Here is a 20,728-nt window from a genome sequence, read left to right as displayed (position 1 = left end):
CTTTTCTGCCCCCCTTCTGAACCACGACAGCCCTGCCCGCTTTCTGCTACTGTGTCGGGTATCTTTTTTATCAGGCGTTATGGGATGACGACACAACACTCGCGCAAAGCCCTGCGGTTACGCATGTGGGCACTGTTTACTTTGTTTTTCCTTCCTGGCTTATTGATGGCCTCCTGGGCAACCCGCACTCCGGCGATTCGCGACGTGTTATCCGTTTCCACGGCTGAAATGGGCGTTGTGCTGTTTGGCCTTTCGGTCGGGTCAATGAGCGGTATTCTCTGTTCCGCATGGCTGGTCAAACGCTACGGCACACGCAACGTCATTCGTGCCACCATGTCCTGCGCTGTGCTGGGCATTATTATTCTGAGCGTTGCGCTGTGGCTTGCCTCGCCACTGGTGTTTGCTCTCGGTCTGTGCGTTTTTGGCGGCAGTTTTGGCGCGGCGGAAGTGGCGATTAACGTTGAAGGCGCTACCGTTGAGCGTGAAATGAATAAAACCGTGCTGCCGATGATGCACGGGTTTTACAGTTTCGGCACCCTGGTCGGCGCCGGGATCGGCATGATGGTGACCGGTTTTGGCGTTCCGGCCAGCATCCATATTTTACTGGCGGGGCTGGTAGGAATTGCGCCGATTGTCATCGCCATCCGCGCGATCCCTGACGGCAACGGCCGCAACTCCACAGAAGAAGCGCATCAGCAGCAAAAAGGCGTGCCGTTTTATCGCGATGTCCAGTTGATGCTGATCGGCGTGGTAGTGCTGGCGATGGCGTTTGCCGAAGGCTCCGCCAACGACTGGCTGCCGCTGCTGATGGTCGATGGTCACGGTTTCAGCCCCACCTCCGGCTCCCTGATTTACGCGGGTTTTACGCTCGGCATGACGGTCGGGCGCTTCACCGGCGGCTGGTTTATTGACCGCTACAGTCGCGTGGCGGTGGTTCGCGCCAGCGCCATGATGGGCGCGCTGGGCATTGCATTGATTATTTTCGTCGACAGCGCCTGGGTGGCCGGGGTTTCCGTGGTGCTCTGGGGGCTCGGCGCCTCGCTGGGCTTCCCGCTCACCATTTCTGCGGCCAGCGACACCGGCCCGGATGCCCCGACGCGCGTCAGCGTGGTGGCGACCACTGGCTACCTGGCGTTTCTGGTCGGCCCGCCGCTGCTCGGCTTCCTCGGCGAACACTACGGCCTGCGCAGCGCCATGCTGGTCGTCCTGATGCTGGTACTGATTGCCGCACTGGTGGCGCGTGCGGTGGCGAAACCTGATGCTGAACCTGTCATGGAGAAAAATTGATGAGCGTAAAACTGATTGCGGTCGATATGGACGGCACCTTTCTGAACGATGCAAAAACCTATAACCGTGAGCGGTTTCTGCAGCAGTACCAGCGCATGAAGCAACAGGGCATTCGCTTTGTCGTCGCCAGCGGCAACCAGTATTACCAGTTAAAATCGTTCTTTCCGGAGATTGCCGCAGAGATTGCCTTTGTCGCCGAAAATGGCGGCTGGGTGGTGAATGCCGGAGAAGATGTCTACAACAGTGACCTGCCGAAAGCCCATTTCGATCAGGTGGTGCGCTACCTGCAAACGCTGTCAGATATTGAAATCATCGCCTGCGGGAAAAACAGCGCTTATACCCTGCGTAAATACGATGATGATTTCGTCACCATGGCCGCGCGCTATTACCATCGTCTGGAGCGGGTGGACGATTTCAGCAACATCGACGATACCTTCCTCAAGTTCGGTCTGAACATCAATGACAGTATGGTGCCTGAAATGCAGGCGCTTCTGCACGAGGAGCTGGGCGATGTCATGACCGCAGTCACCACCGGCCACGGCAGCATTGATTTGATCATCCCAGGTATTCATAAAGCCAACGGGTTGCGGCTGTTGCAGGCGCAATGGGGCATTGAGGATAAACACGTGCTGGCGTTCGGCGACAGCGGTAACGATCTCGAAATGCTGCGTCAGGCGGGTTACGGTTTTGCAATGGCCAACGCCTCGCCTGCGGTGAAAGCGGTCGCCCGTTTCGAAGCGCCGCATAACAACGATGAAGGCGTGCTGAACGTCATTGAAAAGGCGCTCAATCAGGACGCGCCGTTTCGTTAAATATCACCCCTCGCGTGAGGCGCCGACGGTTTTATCTTTCAGGAAATAAACCGTCAGCGCCAGCCACAGCACACCGTTCAGCAGGTTGAAAACGCTGAACAGACCGTTGCCCCCCCACAGATACGCGTATTTGCTGACTTCAATGCCGACGGTAAAAATCAGCATCTGCAACATCCCCATCGCCGCGGAAACCGTGCCTTTACTGATGTCGCTGGCAAACAGCGTCAGACGTACCAGACCGGCGTTCGCAATGCCGATGCCAAACGCGTAGAAACTGAGCCCGGCCGTCATCCACAAATACGCATGGCTGGACACCACCGTCGCAGCCGCCGCCAGCACCAGTCCCGCCATAATCGGCCAGGTGCCCATCAGGATCAGCGCCCGCACGGTTCTGCGCGACGTCAACCGCGCCAGCACCAGGTTGCCGATAATCAGCGCGCCAAAAATCGGCACCTGCAACAGACCATATTCATAGGTGCTGGCCTTCTCGCCGCTGATAATAATGATCGGCGACTGGGCGATCCACGCCAGCAACGGCAGGCTGACAAACCCTATCGCCAGCGACCCGGCAACAAAGCGCCGGTTTTTCAGCACCGCTCCGTAATCCTGCCCCAGATCCTTCAGTGAGAGTTTTTCACCGAGCCGCGTGGCGGTTTCCGGCATCGCTCGCTGTAAGCCAACGAAAGCGATACCGGCCAGCAGCGCAAAGAGCACAAACATGGTCTCCCACGGCGCGACATGAACCCACGCCGCGCCCACCAGCGGCCCCAGCAGTGGCGCAATCAGTGCGACGTTCGCCATCAGGGCGGTGATTTTGATACACACCGCCTCCTCAAACGACTCCTGTATCGCGGCATACCCTACCGCGCCAATAAAGCACAGACTGATCCCCTGCAGAAAGCGCAGGAAAGTGAATTGTTCAATATTCTGCGCCAGCAAGGTGGCGAGGCAGGTGATGACAAACCACACTACGCCGGTCAGCATCACCGGACGGCGGCCAACCCGGTCCGACAGCGGCCCTAACAGCCATTGTAAAAACATGCCTCCTGCCAGATAGGCGGTCATCGACGTCGGCACCCATTCGATACCCGCCTGATACTGCTCCACCACCGCGAGCATGCCCGGTTGGATCATGTCATTGCCGATATAGGTGGAGAATTCATAGAGCACGAGACAGAGAGGAAACAGTAATGCCTGGCGACCCAGACGCTTACCGGAAAGCGAATGATTTTGCATACCTACTCTTATTCAATAAAAATCGCGCAAAGTGTAATGAAATCCCTGGCAAGGGGATACTACATTGTGGTCGACGGAGACGATTTTTACCTTTTTTCATTCGTTTAAGGTTTGCTTAAGTATCGATTCATATACTTCCAGCTACAGGTCAACCAGTCTCGGATTGTTCGTAAACTGCGGACAACTAAGACAATGTGAATTTACCGCTACGGTCACCGCTTTTAAGGTGAAAGCGTATGACATCCGTCTGGCGCGGCATAATTTGCCCCACTGCAATGAGTCTGGAAAGTATGCTGGAAAATATCAACTACACCTTGTTTTCACTTATTAACGCCACGCCCGCTTCACCGTCATGGTTAATTTCGCTGGCGATTTTTGTCGCTAAAGATCTGATCAGCATCGTGCCGCTGATGGCGGTCGCGCTCTGGTTATGGGGACCGCGCGCTCAGGTCAGCGAACAGCGCAAACTGGTGATCAAAATCGCGCTGGCGATGCTATTCAGCATGACGCTCTCCTGGCTTGTCGGCCATCTCTTCCCCCATGAAAGACCGTTTGTCGAGGGCGTTGGCTACAACTTCCTGCATCATGCGCCGGATGACTCTTTCCCGAGCGATCACGGTACGGTGATCTTTACGTTTGCGCTGGCCTTCCTGTTCTGGCATCGCCTGTGGTCTGGCGTCATCCTGATGCTCACCGCCATCGCGATCGCATGGTCGCGCGTTTACCTCGGCGTACACTGGCCGATGGATATGCTGGGCGGCTTGCTGACCGGCATGATCGGTTGTCTGATGGCGCAAATGCTCTGGCAGCGTGTCGGACACGCGATCTATCAGCGGCTGCAACAGCTCTACCGCTTATGTTTTTCTGTGCCCATCCGCAAAGGCTGGGTGCGTGACTAACCCCCGTCACACAGGTAATATTATCCCCGACGCCCTGCCGATGCAGGGCGCGTTTTATCTGGCGGGGACATATGGAAACACGGCGGGACGAGCGGGTTGGCCAACTGATTCAGGCGTTAAAGCGTAGCGATAAGCTTCATCTCAAAGAAGCGGCGGCATTGCTTGGCGTTTCAGAAATGACGATTCGTCGCGATCTCAACAGCCACAGCGGGCCGGTTGTGCTGCTCGGCGGCTACATTGTGCTGGAGCCCCGCAGCGCCAGCCATTATCTGCTGAGCGATCAAAAATCCCGTCTGGTGGAGGAAAAACGCCGCGCCGCCCGCCATGCTGCCACACTGCTGGAGGCGCATCAGATGGCGTTTTTCGACTGCGGCACCACCACGCCGTGGGTGATTGAAGCCATCGATAACGACCTTCCCTTCACCGGCGTCTGCTACTCGCTGAATACCTTTCTGGCGTTACAGGAAAAACCGCACTGCCGGGTGATTCTCTGCGGCGGTGAATTTCACGCCAGCAACGCCATTTTCAAACCGCTCGATGTTCACGACACTCTCACCCATCTCTGCCCGGATATCGCGTTTTATTCGGCGGCGGGTGTGCATGCGGTTCAGGGGGCGACCTGTTTTAATCTGGAAGAGCTGGCGGTAAAACACTGGGCGATGCGCCAGTCACGCCGTCATGTACTGGTGGTTGATCACAGTAAATTTGGCAAAGTGCGCCCGGCACGAATGGGCGATGTGAAGACTTTCGATACGATTGCCAGCGACACCCGTCCTGATGACGATCTGGTGGCGCTGGCGAAAACGCACAACATTACGTTGCTGTACTGACCACGATGATCAGAACCAGCCGCCAAACCATTGGTGGAATTTCAGCAGTACGAAATCCACGATGCGGCTGAAGAACCCGCCCTCTTTCACTTCTTCCATCACAATCAGCGGACGCTGCTCAATGGTTTTATCGTTGAGTTTAAAGTCGATGGTGCCGACGACCTGTCCTTTGCTCAGCGGTGCAGTCAGTTGCGGTTGCGTCAGCGTATAGCTGGCCTTCAGGTTTTTCAGTTGCCCTTTCGGAATGGTGATCGAGCCTGCTTCACCGGCGCCGAGTCTGGCCTCGTTGCTGTCGCCATACCAGACGCGCTGTTCGATAAACGTGGCGTCGGGTTTAATCGGCGTCACGGTTTCATAGAAGCGGAATCCCCACGTCAGCAGTTTTTCGGATTCATTAAAACGGATCCGGTCGGTTTTGGTGCCAAGCACGACGGCAATCAGGCGCATATCCCCTTGTGTGGCTGAGGACACCAGATTATATCCCGCCCCGGCGGTGGTACCGGTTTTTACGCCATCAGCGTTCAGGCTGGCGTTCCATAGCAGGCGGTTACGGTTCGGCTGGCGGATTTTATTGAACGTGAACTCTTTTTCTTTGTGGATGGCATACTCGTCCGGCACGTCATGGATCATCGCTTTGGTCAGCAGCGCCATGTCACGGGCGGTACTGAACTGACCCGGCGCGTCAAGGCCGTGCACGGTTTTAAAGGTAGTTTTGGTCAGTCCAAGCTTCTGCGCGTAGCTGTTCATCAGGCCGACGAAGGAGTCCTGACTACCGGCGACGTAATCAGCAATCGCAATACTGGCGTCGTTACCGGACTGAATAATCACCCCTTTATTCAAATCTTCTACCGAGACCTGATCGCCCGGTTTGAGGAACATCACCGACGATCCGCGCAACGCCGGATTGCCCGTCGCCCAGGCATCTCTGCCTACCGTCACGCTGTCCGTGAGTTTGATTTTGCCTGCCTTCAGCGCCTGACCCACCACATAGCTGGTCATGATTTTTGTCAGGCTGGCGGGATCGAGTTGTTCATCCGCGTTCCCTTCCGTCAGCACTTTACCGCTGGCGTAATCCATCAGGATCCACGCTCGCGCATCAACAGTGGGTGCGGCGGGCGCTTGTTCCGCCGCCTGCAGAGAAGGCACAACGAGGAGTAAAAGTGCAGAGCCTGCTGCCAGGCCGCGAAGAGAAAATGCATCACGTGTCATAAGAGCCACCCAAGTATCCATTCCAAAAAAGCGCCAATACGCACCAAATGGTGAGTAATAACGTAGAAATGACCGCAAAGAAACAGTGAGTTGGTAAAGTTTTTAAAGTTTACGCAATAACTCGCCACCGTGCCGAAAACTCAGTGTTTTTTTTGATCACGATTGCTTACCGCCTGACTTTCGCTCAACATGTCTGACCATCATCACCTGAATGCAACATCACGAAAGCAGGAGTTTTTTATGATAACGCTGTGGGGCAGAAACAACTCGACGAACGTCAAAAAAGTTCGCTGGACGCTGGAAGAACTCGGGCTACCTTACGATCAGATCCTGGCAGGGATGGAGTTCGGTATTAACCATGATGCGAGCTACCTGGCAATGAACCCGAACGGTCTGGTGCCGCTGTTGCGTGATGACAGCACCGATCTGCTGCTGTGGGAATCCAATACCATCGTGCGTTACCTGCTGGCGCAATATGGTCAGGGAACGCTGTGGGTGGAATCGCCGGTGCAGCGCGCGCAGGGTGAAAAATGGATGGACTGGGCGAACGGCACGCTCTCTCCGGCGCATCGCGTGATCCTGATGGGGCTGGTGAGAACACCGCCAGAACAACGGAATATGGCGGCGATCAACGCGGGTATCGCTGATTGCGAGCCGCTGTTCGCCATGCTGGATAACGAACTGGCGACGCATCGCTGGCTCTCGGGCGATGCATTTGGCGCAGGTGACATCGCCGTCGCGCCGTTTGTCTATAACCTGCTGCAGACGGTGGAAACCTGGCAGCCGCGCCCTCACCTGCAACGCTGGTACAAACAACTGACTGAGCGCCCGGCCTTCCAGAATGTTATCGCCATTCCGGTCACCTGATTAACGCTGCGGGCTGACTTTCAGCAACTCGCCGTCGGACTCATCGGTTAAGACATACAGATAACCATCGGGTCCGACGCGCACGTCACGAATACGCTGCTGGCGATCCCCCAGAATACGCCCGTCTTCGGTAACCTTTTTACCGTCAACGCTCAGCACAATCACATCTTCGTCCTTCAGGGCGCCAATAAACAGTTTCCGCTGCCACTGCGGGAAGGTCTTCGCGTTGTAGAACGCCATTCCACTCACCGCCGGGGATTTTTCCCACCAGAACAGCGGCTGTTCCGTACCAGCCACCTGCTTGCCCTTCGCTTCCGGGATGGGCAATCCGCTGTAGTTAATGCCGTACGTCGCCAGCGGCCAGCCATAGTTTTTGCCCTTCTCCGGGATATTAATTTCATCACCGCCGCGCGGCCCGTGCTCGTTAAGCCAGACGGTATTACTCCACGGATTCAGCGCCATGCCCTGCGGATTGCGGATCCCATACGACCAGATTTCCGGCCGCGCCCCCGCCTTGCCAATAAAGGGATTATCTGTTGGGACTTTGCCCTGATCCGTCAGACGCACGACTTTACCCTGGAGTTTGTCCAGATCCTGCGCTGTCGGACGCTGATTATTTTCACCGAGGCCGATAAACAGATAGCCTTTGCCATCAAACACCAGCCGCCCGCCAAAATGGTTGCCGGTGGAGAGTTTTGGCATCTGGCGGAACACCACCTGAAACCCCTCCAGCCGTTTGAGGTCGTCACTGAGGCGGCCATACCCCACGGCAGTTCCCGCTTTTCCATCATCACCCACCTCGGCGTAACTCAACCAGACCCGGCGCGATGTGGCGAAATCCGGCGCCAGTACCACATCAAACAGCCCGCCCTGCCCGTTATTCCAGACCCGCGGCACACCGGTGATGGGATCAGACAGCCCCTTATCCGGTTGCCAGTGACGTAACTGCCCACCACGCAGCGTGATAAGCATGCCGTTATTATCCGGCAAAAACACCAGCGACCAGGGGTGATCGAGCTTGCGCTGCAATACCTCTACGTTCACCTCCGCGGCATGCGCAGAAGCCATCAGCATCGCAGACAGTAATAGCGTGGGAACAGTAAGGCGCATGGCAGGCTCCTTTAATCGACTCTGAAATAAGGGTAGCCAGCACGAACAGGCATGACGGGATTTTTACAAAAACTTAAGCTGGTTGTGCGATCGGACACTCATAGACACGAATAAAAAACCCTCGCCTTTATTAATATGGTGGGGATCACATTTTAATTTATCGCAAATTTATACGGTATTTTCTAAACAGAGAGTCATTATTTTTATTAAAAAACCACTAATAATCACAGGAGTGAAATCATTCTATGTCTGTCTATGATTTGCGTCGTGAATATCTTAACCCAAAAGAATTTGAAAATATTACCTCTCCAAATATAACTCATAGAATTATTGATAGAGATTATCAAATAATTGAAGAGCACGGCCCAACAAACCATATTGACAATTTTCATTTTGCATTTAAAAACCCCTTATACAGCCCTCCTCCTCATTCGCTATTCCACCAACATAGAATGGATGGTATCTACAAACTTGTGAGATATGGTGATATTGTAATGACAACAAGAGAGAAAAGAACTCGTATTACGCATCCTTTTTTTATAGCAGAAAACTCAGAATTATTTTGCGTTGATGATTTCATGTATGACCGATTATATATAGATAAAATCCTTCATTATTTTAGGATATCCGTCTTAAGATCGGGAAAACCCAAACCAACAAGGAGTTCTTATATCCCTGTAACGAAGGAATATGGTCCAGGTTACTGGAAAACCATAGATAATGACTACCTTTTCTTTCATAATCTTGGCGTTATGGCAATAAACAGAGCGACAAGTATGGGTGATGAAGGTAGACTTTTCATGTCTGAGGGTAAAGACTTCGCTAATACTCTCAGGAGTAAAATTCAGGTATGGTCACCTTTTCCTCAGTATTTAACTGACGATAATATAAAAATCGTCTCAGAGAGATCTGTGATTCGACGCTATGGCGAAGAACGAAGCACTATGCAACGATACCTGGAAAGTGATGATGCATGGACCGTATCAGGTTCTTCATGGCAATGGATTCCTGGAGTAAAAGATGAAGATTATGAATTCAAAAAATAAACAATTTCTGTTCTGGGGCGTTATGGATGCCCTGGCTTTTCTGTCGTATTGCTTCTTTTCACTGGCGAGACACAGGATCCCTTTTATTTCTGACATCCGTGAGGTCATCGCTACCGTTGACATGGTTACTGGAGGTGATAGCGCCAGCACTCTGCTTATCGGTTATTTTATCTGCGAACTGCTGATGCTCGTTTCTTTGCTTGCCTCTGCGTATTTATTCTTATCTAAAAAATCAGCAGCAATTCCTTTTGCTTTTGTTCAGGAAATTCTGCGATTCATCACGATGAAATGTTCCATCGCCATTTTCCCGATAGTGTTAACCGTGACGGGGTTTTCGGTGCTCGCCGTTAATGTGGGCCTGTTCTTACTGTCAGAAGCGATAAAAATCGGTTCGTTGATTTATTGCAGGAAAAAACAGTCTGCAGAACACACAGCGTCATAAGGCAGGGGGAGCCTCGCTCCCCCTGATTTCAGACATGTGCGTGTGAAGATACGGCATCCAGTTTCTGGATACTTGATGTCAGTGTTTCAAGACAGCGTTCAAGCGTCTCTACGTTAACAGTGATGTATAACGGGCAATCCCGGTGCCCGGTCATCAGGCAAATCGCGGCGGACGCGACCGCCTCCCCCGCCTGACGCAGCGCGTCTCGCTCTTCTCGCGTCAGGGACTTCCTGAGTGGTACGACTTCGTTGATCATTTCCTTACACAGTTCGAACAGATTTTCACGTAGATGATCATTTTCGCTGACTGACATGTATCCTTTCGCCTTTCTCAATTGCAGATAGGCATCGAGGTCGATACGCGCATTGATGAGTTTTTTCATCATGTTACGTTTCAGTCTGCCAACGCTCATGCTCTTTTCCTCCTCTGTTGCCCCCTGATACCGTTATAGTATGGTCATTTTTTGTACAGAATGATGAGCGAAGTCAATGTTTGCGGTTTTTCTTAACATCCTTTACAAAGTTACAACACCCGGAGGATTCCCCCGGGCGAAGCAGAATGGTTACGATTTCAGCGCATGGTGGATGGAATCGAGGATCGGCTGATAACCGGTGCAACGGCAGATATTCCCTTCCAGCACATCGTTGAGTTGTTCATCCGTCGGCTGTGGTGTTTTCTCCAGCAGGGCCGTCGCGCTGACCAGCACGCCGGGCGTACAAAACCCACACTGAACGCCGCCTTTTTCGACAAAGGCAGTCTGGAGTTTTTGCGTGATGGGGTTATCGTTCAGCCCTTCGAGGGTGGTGATTTCCGCGTCATCGCACTGGGCGGCCAGTACGAGGCAGGAGCAGACCGCGTTACCATTCATGATCACGGTACAGGCACCGCATTCTCCGATGGAGCAGCCCTCTTTGGTCGCCGTCAGCCGGAAGGTATCGCGGACCAGATCCAACAGCCGCATGTTCCCTTCTACTTTCGCTTCGACTAGTTTGCCGTTGACCTTCACTTTAATTGTGCTCATAGCTTTGTCCCTTCTGCAGGGCGCCCCGCGCCCTGTTTCCTGTGATAACGTTATTTGCTCAGCGATGTTTGTACTTCCGCCATCATGTCGCGGAACATATTGATAAAGACCGGCTGTTTGTAGGCCGCCGACCAGCGTTTGCCGATGGCGGCATCGATCAGTTTTTCCAGCACCTCGCAGGCGCTGTCGATGGTTTCGCTGTCCAGACGATGTCCCAGCAGACACCGTTCCACATCCAGCAGTCGCTGCGGTTTGCTGAACAACGCGCCATCCACCAGACGGCAGTAGTTCACCACACCGTTGTCGTCGTACTGCATCAGCGCGCTCAGGCTCTGGCGGGTAATGTTCAGGGCATTGCGTCGCCCAAGCTGATGATAAAAGCCACGTGCATCCGGCCTGGCGGGTGGCGGCAGGATCACCTTCGTCAGCAGCTCGTCAGGCTGGCGCTGGGTTTTATATCCCGACAGCAAAAATTCCCCCAGTGACAGGTTGCGCACAGCATAGCGGGAGCGCAGTTCGATGCGCGCATCGTAGAGAATGGCGGGTGGAATGGAGTCTCCGCACGGTGCGGCGTTGACGATGTTGCCGCCAATGGTGGCGCGGTTACGAATTTGGTGCGAGCCCACGGTGTGGCATGCTTCAACCAGCAATGGATAACGCGAGCGCAGCAGCGGATGCTCCGTGATGCGGTTGAAAGTCACTGCCGCGCCGATCGTCACTTCATGGGTGAGTGGATCTTCGCTGATGGCGGTCAGTTCCTCCAGATGCGAAATATCCACCAGCTTCATCGGTCGGGTCTGCAACCGCCCCTGCACGATGACATCCGTCCCGCCCGCAATGGCGCTGACACCATCGTCAGCCAGCAACGTCAGTGCGTCTTCCAGACTCTGTGGGCGACTTACCGTTACGTCGGTCAGGCGCAATACCTGTTTTTTATTCTCGTGCTCAATCATCAGCTCACTCTGGCGCGCCGGTTTTTTCAGGTTATAGCTGAGAATGACCTGCTCCAGCGTCAGGGGTAGTTTATTGAAGCGGGTTTCAAGGGCGAAACTCACTGCGTTGTTGATGGCGGCGGCAGCCAGTTCGGTGGCCGGTTCGCCGATCCCTTTCGCGCCCAGCGGCCCGGCAATATCCGGGTTTTCGACACCGATGACTGTAATTCGTGGGATATCTTTGATGGTCGGCAGCAGATAGCTGTCGAAGTTTTCTGATTTGACCTGGCCGTGCTCAATGTTGAAATCTTCCAGCAGTGCATAGCCAAACCCTTGCGCAACCCCGCCGCAGACCTGGCCTTCAAAGCCGACCGGGTTCAGCACATGCCCGACATCGTGGGCGGCTGTCACGTGCAGGAGATCGGTTTTTCCGGTACTGGTGTTCACTCTCACTTCCGCCACCTGGCAGCCATACACCCAGGTGAAATACGGGCTGCCGCAGCCTTTTTCTTCATCCCAGTGGATTGGCGGCGGCACGTACCAGCCATATTCGGTCAGGCTGACGCTCGCCCATTTGGTCTGATTGACCGCGGCTTTGAAATCCAGACGGCGGCTCTGATCATGCTTATTGATGATAAAACCGTCCTGCCAGAGGGTATCGGCAAGCACGGTCGTGCCGATGCTCTCACCGGTAACATTCAGAATGCGCTGCTTAATTTTCTCCGCCGCGTCGAGGATCGCCCCGCCGCCAACCATGGTGCCGCGTGTGGCCGCCGTCGAACCACCATCGCCGATCACTGACGTCGGTGGTTCGCTGAAATGGATTTCCTCCATGGCGATGCCAAACGCCTCCGCCGCAATCAGCGACATGGTGGTCTGTAGCCCCTGGCCGTTTTCCGACACAGAGGTGGAGATATTCACGCTGCCGTCTTCGTTGACCTGAATCAGCGCCGTGGAGGTGTCGACGCCTTCCGCGCCAATGGAGCAGCCGCGATAGCTCAGCGCGAGGCCGATACCGTAGCGATACACACCGCCCTGTTGATTGAGTTCGCGATAATGCTGGCGTTTTGCCATGAATTCTGAGGAAGCGGTAGCTTTTTCCAGCACTTCCAGCGCTGATACGGTGTGCTTATCGAACACCTGCCCGGTCACCGAGGCGTCGCCCTGCCGCAGAGCGTTTATTTCCCGTAGCGCCACCGGCGACAGGTTCAGTTGTTCGGCAATGTCATCCATAAAAGATTCATGGGCGTAGACCACCTGCGGCGAACCAAAGCCACGCATCGCCGAGGTATAGCTGTTATTGGTATACACCGCCGTCACGTCGATATGGACGTTGGGGATATTGTACGGCCCGGCGGCCTGCACGGAGGAACGCCAGGTGACGAACGGCGACGAGGCCGCGTAACCGCCGCTGTCGGCCAGAATGTCGATTTTCATCGCCACAATCCGCCCGGCGTCATCCAGCCCCGCTTTGTACTTCATTTTATAAGGATGGCGCTTGCAGCTCTCGATGATCGACTGCTCACGATTGTAGGTAAACTTGACCGGGCACCCGGTCAGGCGGGTCAGCAGCGCCGAGCGACAGGCGAGATGATCGATAATATCGTCCTTACCGCCAAACGATCCGCCCATGACCGCACGCTTGATGTTGATCTGGCTTTGCGGGCAGCCCATAAATTTGGCGACGAAACCGCGAACGCGATGCGGGTTCTGAATCGAACCGGAAATAATCAGGCTGCCGTCGGTCGGGTCAAGCCAGGTAAGGATCACTTCCGGTTCGATGTAGGCATGTTCCTGAAAACCGACTTCATAGTCGCGCTCAAACACGTGTGTCGCCTGCGCGAATCCCTCGTCAATATTGCCTTTGAGGGTGTGATGATGAGCGGCGATGTTATCGCTACGATCGGGATGGATAAGGCGGGCTCCGGGTGCCAGCGCCGCCTCCACATCGGTTAATGGCGCATAGGGTGTGTAGCGCACGCGAATTTTGTCCGCCGCTTCGCAGGCGGCAGCGTAGCTGGTGGCGGCAACCACCGCAATCACGTCGCCGTGGAACACCACTTCATCCTTGACGATGGGCAGGTAATCTTTAACGATAACACCCACCACCGGCGTGCCGGGGATATCCTGCCAGGTGGCGATTTTAACCACCCCGTCCACCGCCAGCGCATCGCTGAGATCGAGCTGGTCGATTTTTCCGGCCGGGATATCCGCATAGCGGCACACGCCGTATAACATGCCCGGCAGGGTGATATCATCACCGTAAATCGCCGTCCCTTTTACTTTCGCGAGTCCATCCACACGTCCTTGCGACGCTGAACGTAAGGCACACATAGTCTTCCCCTTTTCACTGTCCGTTGTTGATGTTCGGGTTACATTGATTTCGTTTGACTTTCATCTTTCTGTACTTTTCGCAGCAGCAACCACATCCGCACCGTTCTGACCGCCACGCGCCGCGCAGCTGTGCTGGAAGGTAATAAGTCGGGTTCGTGGTTGTCATGCTGATGCGTATGGAGCAGCGGCAGACCTTTTCCGTTCAGCGTCAGGTTTGCCAGAATGGCGATGACCGTGCCGATGGTAATGCCGCTGTGAAGAAACATTTTCAACATTGGCGGGAACTGATCGAACAGGTGCGGCACCAGTACCGGCATCAGCCCAAGGCCAATGGTCAGGGCCACCACCATGCCGTTATTGTTATCGCGGTAATTGACGCTCCCCAGCGTGCGAATGCCCGCCACCACTACCATGCCGAACATCACCACGCCCGCGCCGCCCAACACTGGCTTGGGGATCACCACCACCAGCGCCGCCATTTTCGAGAACATGCCCATCAGCATTAAAATCACGCCGGAGACCGCGACGACGAAGCGGCTGCGCACTCCCGTCAGACCAATCAGCCCGACGTTCTGAGCGAACGCCGCATAAGGAAACAGGTTGAAAAGCCCGGCGATAGTGGTGGTCAGACCGCAGGCGGTTAAGCCGTTACGCAGCGTTTCGGCACTGGCTTTTTTACCGACGATGTCACCGGTCGCCATAATTGAGGACATGGTTTCCAGCATCACCACCACCATCGTCACTGACAGCAGAGCGACAGGAATAAGATGAAATTCAGGTTTCGCCATCCGCATGACGTGCGGGAAGCTGAGCCACGACGTGGACGCAACGAGGTGGAAATCGATCGATTTAAACAACCACCAGATAAAGCTGCCGGAGATTAAGCCGATCAGCACAGCGATGTTTTTTATCATCCCGGAGCCGAAGGTATAGACGTTCAGAATGATGAAAAGCGTTATCGCGGCAACGGCCAGCGACGTCAGATCACCGAACGCCGCCTGCCCGCTGCCGCTTTCGCCAATCCAGTTTCCTGCCACCGGCATGATCGACAGGCCAATTAAGGTCACGATGGAGCCCATTACCACTTTCGGGAAAAAACGGACCAGGCGGCTAATCCACGGGGCGCATATCAGCGTGAAGAGACCCGCGCAGATCACCGCGCCGGAAACCCCGCCGATACCATACTCCTTGCCAATTAAAATCATCGGCACCAGTGCAGCAAAGGTGCAGCCCTGAACCAGCGGCAACCGGCAGCCCAGCCAGCGACCGATGCCCAGCGCCTGAATGATGGTGGCGGCGCCACAGATAAATAAGTCCGCGCTGATTAATAAGATGATTTGTTCCACCGGCAACCCCACGGCATTGCCGACCACCAGCGGAACGGCAACCGCACCGGCGTACATCACTAAAACATGTTGCAGGCCATAGAGGAACATTTGCCCGACAGGGAGGATTTCATCGACAGGTGAGGAAGAGGAAGCTGAGAGTCCACGACGGCTTAACGCTGATTCATTCATAAAACATCTTTCCTTTTACGGCCAGAATTGCTCATTCCAGGAGACAATCGGGGTGCCAGAATATGGCTGAAGTACGCAATAAAGATGCAAACCAGAAGAGCTATGCGTGATGTGTGCCAACATTGGCCGGGCGAGGGTTATCGATGAATTAACGTGACGGGTTTCATAAAAAAACGCACCAGACGATCTTGCAGGCTCAGAATTAACAGCCAGTAATTTGAATAAAAACGAGAGTTGATAATGATAAATTATCACATTGAGAGAATTACGCTGTCAGATGAGACAGAATGTCAGCGCCAGGCCTGATACAGAGACTGACGACAATCTCCAGTACAATTTCTCCCCCGATCTCTGTAGAATCGCTGCCCTGACCATTCCAATAATTGAATAATTTTTGAGCTATGAGCAATGTAACGCAGCAACCTAAAATTGGTTTTATCTCATTAGGCTGCCCGAAAAATCTGGTTGATTCCGAGCGCATCCTCACCGAATTGCGTACCGAAGGGTACGATGTGGTTCCCCGTTACGACGATGCCGACATGGTTATCGTGAATACCTGTGGTTTTATCGACAGCGCAGTCCAGGAGTCGCTGGAAGTCATTGGCGAAGCACTGAACGAAAACGGTAAAGTTATCGTCACCGGTTGTCTCGGGGCGAAGGAAAATCAGATCCGTGAAGTGCACCCGAAAGTGCTGGAAATTACCGGCCCGCACAGCTACGAGCAGGTGCTTGAGCATGTACATCATTATGTGCCGAAGCCGCAGCATAACCCGTTCACCAGCCTGGTGCCGGAACAGGGTGTGAAGCTGACGCCGCGTCACTATGCTTACTTAAAAATTTCCGAAGGCTGCAACCATCGCTGTACCTTCTGCATTATTCCGTCCATGCGTGGCGATCTCGACAGCCGCCCGATTGGCGATGTGCTGGCAGAAGCCAAACGCCTTGTCGATGCGGGTGTGAAAGAGCTGCTGGTGATCTCCCAGGACACTTCCGCCTATGGCGTTGACGTAAAACACCGCACCGGTTTTTACAACGGTGAGCCGGTCAAAACCAGCATGGTCAGCCTGTGTGAGCAACTGGCGAAACTGGGCGTCTGGGTGCGTCTGCACTATGTCTATCCGTACCCGCACGTTGACGATGTGATCCCGCTGATGGCGGAAGGCAAAATTCTGCCGTATCTGGATATCCCGCTGCAGCACGCCAGCCCGCGCATTCTCAAACTGATGAAGCGCCCGGGTTCGGTCGATCGCCAGTTAGCGCGCATCAAGCAGTGGCGTGAAATCTGCCCTGAGCTGACGCTGCGTTCGACCTTCATCGTGGGCTTCCCTGGCGAAACCGAAGAAGATTTCCAGATGCTGCTCGACTTCCTGAAAGAAGCGCGTCTGGATCGCGTTGGTTGCTTCAAGTACAGCCCGGTCGACGGCGCTACCGCCAACGAACTGCCGGATCAGGTACCGGAAGAGATCAAAGAGGAGCGCTGGAACCGTTTCATGCAGCTTCAGCAGCAGATTTCTGCCGACCGTCTGCAGGAGAAAGTGGGTCGCGAAATCATGGTGATGATCGATGAAGTCGATGAAGAAGGCGCGATTGGCCGCAGCATGGCGGATGCCCCGGAAATCGACGGCGCGGTCTATCTGAACGGTGAAACGAAAGTGAAGCCGGGCGATGTGGTTCGCGTGAAAGTCGAAAACGCGGACGAATATGATCTGTGGGGTAGCCGGGTTTAATTATCCTGATTGCCACACCCGCTCTTGTAGCCCCGGTAAGCGCAGCGCCACCGGGGAATTTCCCAAAGCCTACCCTTTTATTTTCGGATCCAGCGCATCGCGCAGTCCGTCACCCAGCAGGTTAAACGCCAGTACCGTCAGGAAAATCGCAATCGCCGGGAAAATCGCCACGTGCGGCGCGATCACCATATCGGCACGCGCTTCATTGAGCATCGCCCCCCATTCCGGTGTTGGCGGCTGCGCACCCAGCCCGAGGAAAGAGAGGCTGGCGGCGGAGATTATCGACACGCCAATACGCATGGTGAAAAAGACCACAATTGACGACACGGTGCCCGGCAGAATATGGCGGAACAGAATGGTGCTGTCGCTGGCGCCAATACTGCGGGCGGACTCAATAAACGTCTGCTGTTTGAGCACCAGCGTGTTACCGCGCACCAGGCGGGCAAACGCCGGGATCGAGAAGATAGCCACGGCGATAATTACATTTGCCATCCCGCTGCCCATCACCGCGACGACTGCGATCGCCAGCAGAATGCCGGGGAAAGCGAACAGCACGTCACAGATGCGCATGATGATGCGATCCCACCAGCCTTCGTAATACCCGGCCAGCAGCCCCAGCACAATGCCAATTACCGCACCCGCCAGCACCGCAAACACCCCGGCGGCGAGCGAGATCCGCGCGCCAAGCAGCACCCGGCTGAAAATATCACGGCCGAGCGAGTCAACGCCAAGCCAGTGGATCATCGACGGTCCCTCGTTCAGCCGGTCATAGTCAAAGTAGTTTTCCGCATCAAACGGCGCTATCCACGGTGCCGCCACCGCCACGATGATCAGCAGCAGCACAAACACCCCTGCAGCCAGCGCGATGGGCTGACGGCGGAAGCGTCGCCAGAACTCAAGCCACGGTGTACGCACCTGACCGGGTTTGACCGTCGGCATGGCGTCTAATACGGCCTGTCGTCGCCAGTTTAACAATCTCACCTTATTTGTACCTGATCGCCGGGTTAATGGCCGCGTAGAGCACATCCACCACTAAGTTGATAAGAATAAACTCCAGGGAAAACAGCAGCACTTCGGCCTGAATGACCGGATAATCACGCATTTCAACGGAATCCACCAGCAAACGCCCCAGCCCCGGCCAGTTAAAGACTTTCTCCACCACGATAGAGCCGCCGAGCAGGAAACCAAACTGCAGGCCCATCATCGTCACCACCGGGATCATGGCGTTACGCAAACCGTGTTTGAGCACCACCAGCGTTTCACTCACCCCTTTAGCCCGCGCCGTGCGCATGTAATCTTCGTTAAGCACATCCACAAACGACGCGCGGGTGAAACGCGCCATCACCGAAGCCACTGCCGCGCCAAGGGTGATGGAAGGCAGAATGTAGTGTCGCCAGCTGTCTGCACCGACGGTGGGCAACCAGCCCAGCTCGACGGAGAAGACTTGCATCAGCAGCATGCCCAGCGCAAACGCCGGAAACGAAATGCCGGTCACCGCCAGCGCCATGCCGAGCCGGTCAGGCCAGCGATTGCGCCACACCGCCGCCGCGATGCCCATCGCCATACCGAAGATCACCGCCCACACCATGCTGGCGATGGTCAGCCACAGCGTCGGCAGAAAGCGGCTGGCGATCTCTTCCGACACCGGACGCCGCGACACCATCGAGTGGCCGAAATCGCCCTGCAATACGTTAACGATGTAATCGAAGAACTGAATATGCAGCGGCTGATCGAGCCCCAGTTGTTGCCGCACCAGCGCGATAACCTCCGCGTCCGCCTCGGGACCGGCGATTAACCGCGCCGGGTCTCCGGGTAGCAGGTGGACGAACAGGAACACCAGCACGGCCACAATCAGCAGCGTGGGGATCAGTCCGAACAACCGTTTGATCACATAATTGAGCATTACTTCAGGTCGGCCTCGTCAAAGCTGAATCCGGTATCCGGCATGATGTAAAACCCGGTCAGATTTTTGCTGTGCGCGGAGACCAGTTTTTCGACCACCAGCGGCACCCACGGCGACTCTTTCCAGACGATATCCTGCGCGTCTTTGTACAGACGGGCTTTCTCTTTCGCGTCGTTGGTTTTCAGCGCGTCGGTCAGATCGCTGTCCACCTGCTTGTTGCTGTAAAACGCGGTGTTGAACAGCGTCGGCGGCCAGTTCTGCGAGGCGAACAGCGGTGACAGCGCCCAGTCGGCTTCACCGGTCGAGGCCGACCAGCCGGTGTAGAACATCCTCACTCCGCTCTCTTTCTGCCCTTTGCCTTCCACTTCCGCCGCGCGCTGCCCGGCGTCCATCGCTGTCACCTGCGCTTTGATACCGACTTGCGCCAGTTGCTGCTGGGTAAACTGCAACACCTTCTGCGCCGTGCTGTGATTGTGCGACGACCACAGCGTGGTGCTGAAACCGTCAGGATATCCGGCTTCCTTCAGCAGTGCTTTTGCTTTAGCTGGATCGTACGGCCATGGCTGATAATGCTGAGCGTAAGCAATCGACGGCGGCACGATGCCGGTCGCCGGGGTGGCGTATCCGGCAAACGCCACTTTCACCAGCGCCTGACGGTTAATGGCGTAGTTGATCGCCTCACGCACTTTCGGGTTGTCGAACGGCTTCTGCGTGACGTTCATGCTGATGTAGCGCTGCATGATGGACGGGCTGGCGACCAGCTCCAGCTTGCTGTTTTTCCCGAGGATCGCCGCCTGCTCATAAGGGATCGGGAAGGCGAACTGCGCTTCTCCGGTCTGCAACATCGCCGCGCGGGTATTGTTATCCACCACCGGACGCCAGGTGATGGTGTCGAGTTTCGGCAACCCCTGTTGCCAGTAACCGGCGAATTTCTTCACTTTCACGAAATCGGTCTGGTTCCAGGTGTCCAGTTGATACGGGCCGGTCCCCACCGGGTGGAAACCAATCTCTTTGCCGTATTTTTTCAGCGCTGCCGGGGAGATCATCGCCGTCGCCGGATGCGCCAGGATATTGATAAACGCAGAGAACGGCGACTTGAGGGTGATTTTCACCGTGGTGGGATCAACCACTTCCGTCTTGTCGATATTTTTGTACAGGTTATAGCGCTTCAGATGGTTGGCCGGGTCGCTGGCACGGTCGAGGTTTGCTTTCACGGCGTCAGCGTTAAAGTCGGTGCCGTCCTGAAACTTCACCCCCTGACGGAGTTTGAGGGTATAGACCAGACCATCATCGGAAACGGTATAACTCTCCGCCAGCACGTTCTGCAGTTTCATGTCCTTATCAAGGCCAAACAGCCCCTGATAGAAGGATTTCGCCACGGCCTGAGACAGGGTGTCGTTGGCATCGTAGGGATCTAACGTGGTGAAATTAGAGCCTACCGCCACCACGACATCTTTCTGTGCAAAGGCGGGCGCGGCTGCCAGGGCAGAGACAACACCCAGCGCCAGCAGCCACTTACCTGAAATTCGTTGTGTCATCTCACTCTCCTGATAATC

At 55.1% G+C, this 20,728-nt stretch carries 18 protein-coding genes; 8 read left to right on the top strand and 10 right to left on the bottom strand.

Annotated elements, in window-relative coordinates:
• Window positions 1-84 precede the first annotated feature (84 nt).
• Together AOY23_RS15350 and AOY23_RS15345 are read left to right on the top strand one after the other, a co-directional pair.
• On the top strand, window positions 85-1,287 hold the full coding sequence (locus tag AOY23_RS15350; RefSeq protein WP_054180227.1) for an MFS transporter: 1,203 nt from the start codon (window positions 85-87) through the stop codon (window positions 1,285-1,287).
• On the top strand, window positions 1,287-2,099 hold the full coding sequence (locus AOY23_RS15345) for a Cof-type HAD-IIB family hydrolase (RefSeq protein ID WP_054180226.1): 813 nt from the start codon (window positions 1,287-1,289) through the stop codon (window positions 2,097-2,099). Before AOY23_RS15350 ends, AOY23_RS15345 begins: the two co-directional genes overlap by 1 nt.
• Before the next feature lie 3 nt (window positions 2,100-2,102).
• Here AOY23_RS15345 and AOY23_RS15340 read toward each other — a convergent pair whose 3' ends face one another.
• A complete protein-coding gene (locus tag AOY23_RS15340) occupies window positions 2,103-3,335 on the bottom strand; it encodes an MFS transporter (protein ID WP_054180225.1) in 1,233 nt (410 codons plus the stop codon).
• A 290-nt stretch (window positions 3,336-3,625) separates the two neighbouring features.
• Here AOY23_RS15340 and ybjG point away from each other — a divergent pair, with 290 nt between their 5' ends.
• Entirely contained in the window at window positions 3,626-4,234 is a 609-nt protein-coding gene (ybjG, locus tag AOY23_RS15335) for an undecaprenyl-diphosphate phosphatase (RefSeq protein ID WP_054180224.1), read from the top strand.
• A 71-nt stretch (window positions 4,235-4,305) separates the two neighbouring features.
• On the top strand, window positions 4,306-5,064 hold the full coding sequence (deoR, locus tag AOY23_RS15330) for a DNA-binding transcriptional repressor DeoR (protein WP_054180223.1): 759 nt from the start codon (window positions 4,306-4,308) through the stop codon (window positions 5,062-5,064).
• Window positions 5,065-5,073: 9 nt separating this feature from the next.
• Here the strand turns inward: deoR and dacC are convergent, their stop codons facing one another.
• Window positions 5,074-6,273, bottom strand: a complete 1,200-nt coding sequence (gene dacC / locus AOY23_RS15325; RefSeq protein ID WP_054180222.1) for a serine-type D-Ala-D-Ala carboxypeptidase — start codon at window positions 6,271-6,273, stop codon at window positions 5,074-5,076.
• 240 nt (window positions 6,274-6,513) lie between these two features.
• Between dacC and AOY23_RS15320 the strand changes: the two genes are divergently transcribed.
• Window positions 6,514-7,140 (top strand): glutathione S-transferase family protein, encoded by a 627-nt coding sequence (locus AOY23_RS15320; protein WP_054180221.1) that lies wholly within the window; start codon window positions 6,514-6,516, stop codon window positions 7,138-7,140.
• Here the strand turns inward: AOY23_RS15320 and AOY23_RS15315 are convergent, their stop codons facing one another.
• The gene (locus tag AOY23_RS15315; protein WP_054180220.1) at window positions 7,141-8,250 is read right to left on the bottom strand and encodes a PQQ-dependent sugar dehydrogenase; all 1,110 of its coding nucleotides are present in this window, start codon (window positions 8,248-8,250) and stop codon (window positions 7,141-7,143) included. It lies immediately after the preceding gene.
• Between the two features lie 245 nt (window positions 8,251-8,495).
• Between AOY23_RS15315 and AOY23_RS21945 the strand changes: the two genes are divergently transcribed.
• Both AOY23_RS21945 and AOY23_RS15310 read left to right on the top strand, forming a co-directional pair.
• Window positions 8,496-9,296, top strand: a complete 801-nt coding sequence (locus tag AOY23_RS21945) for a DUF8093 domain-containing protein (RefSeq protein ID WP_072171023.1) — start codon at window positions 8,496-8,498, stop codon at window positions 9,294-9,296.
• Window positions 9,271-9,738, top strand: a complete 468-nt coding sequence (locus AOY23_RS15310; protein WP_054180219.1) for a hypothetical protein — start codon at window positions 9,271-9,273, stop codon at window positions 9,736-9,738. Before AOY23_RS21945 ends, AOY23_RS15310 begins: the two co-directional genes overlap by 26 nt.
• 28 nt (window positions 9,739-9,766) lie before the next feature.
• Here the strand turns inward: AOY23_RS15310 and AOY23_RS15305 are convergent, their stop codons facing one another.
• From AOY23_RS15305 to AOY23_RS15290, 4 genes are all read right to left on the bottom strand, one after another.
• A complete protein-coding gene (locus AOY23_RS15305; protein ID WP_054180218.1) occupies window positions 9,767-10,150 on the bottom strand; it encodes a biofilm formation regulator BssR in 384 nt (127 codons plus the stop codon).
• Window positions 10,151-10,300: 150 nt separating this feature from the next.
• Window positions 10,301-10,759 carry a (2Fe-2S)-binding protein gene (locus tag AOY23_RS15300; protein ID WP_054180217.1) on the bottom strand — a complete coding sequence of 153 codons (459 nt, stop codon included), beginning with the start codon at window positions 10,757-10,759 and terminating at the stop codon, window positions 10,301-10,303.
• Window positions 10,760-10,809: 50 nt separating this feature from the next.
• Window positions 10,810-14,025, bottom strand: a complete 3,216-nt coding sequence (locus tag AOY23_RS15295; protein WP_054180216.1) for a molybdopterin cofactor-binding domain-containing protein — start codon at window positions 14,023-14,025, stop codon at window positions 10,810-10,812.
• A gap of 38 nt (window positions 14,026-14,063) precedes the next feature.
• On the bottom strand, window positions 14,064-15,542 hold the full coding sequence (locus AOY23_RS15290) for a nucleobase:cation symporter-2 family protein (RefSeq protein WP_054180215.1): 1,479 nt from the start codon (window positions 15,540-15,542) through the stop codon (window positions 14,064-14,066).
• Between the two features lie 401 nt (window positions 15,543-15,943).
• On the opposite strand from AOY23_RS15290, the gene rimO reads away from it, so the two are divergent.
• Entirely contained in the window at window positions 15,944-17,269 is a 1,326-nt protein-coding gene (gene rimO / locus AOY23_RS15285) for a 30S ribosomal protein S12 methylthiotransferase RimO (protein ID WP_054180214.1), read from the top strand.
• 69 nt (window positions 17,270-17,338) lie between these two features.
• Here rimO and gsiD read toward each other — a convergent pair whose 3' ends face one another.
• Genes gsiD through gsiB form a run of 3 tightly spaced genes read right to left on the bottom strand, consistent with a single transcriptional unit; the run spans window position 17,339 to window position 20,710 of the window.
• Window positions 17,339-18,250 (bottom strand): glutathione ABC transporter permease GsiD, encoded by a 912-nt coding sequence (gene gsiD / locus AOY23_RS15280; RefSeq protein ID WP_054180213.1) that lies wholly within the window; start codon window positions 18,248-18,250, stop codon window positions 17,339-17,341.
• 1 nt (window position 18,251) lies between these two features.
• Window positions 18,252-19,172 (bottom strand): glutathione ABC transporter permease GsiC, encoded by a 921-nt coding sequence (gene gsiC / locus AOY23_RS15275; protein ID WP_054180212.1) that lies wholly within the window; start codon window positions 19,170-19,172, stop codon window positions 18,252-18,254.
• The gene (gene gsiB / locus AOY23_RS15270) at window positions 19,172-20,710 is read right to left on the bottom strand and encodes a glutathione ABC transporter substrate-binding protein GsiB (RefSeq protein WP_054180211.1); all 1,539 of its coding nucleotides are present in this window, start codon (window positions 20,708-20,710) and stop codon (window positions 19,172-19,174) included. Before gsiB ends, gsiC begins: the two co-directional genes overlap by 1 nt.
• Window positions 20,711-20,728 lie beyond the last annotated feature (18 nt).

Source organism: Trabulsiella odontotermitis, from assembly GCF_001297775.1.
In the GTDB taxonomy this organism is placed as follows: Bacteria; Pseudomonadota; Gammaproteobacteria; order Enterobacterales; family Enterobacteriaceae; genus Trabulsiella; species Trabulsiella odontotermitis.
Note: the sequence above shows the minus strand (reverse complement) of the source record. Positions and strands in the feature narration are given on the sequence as shown.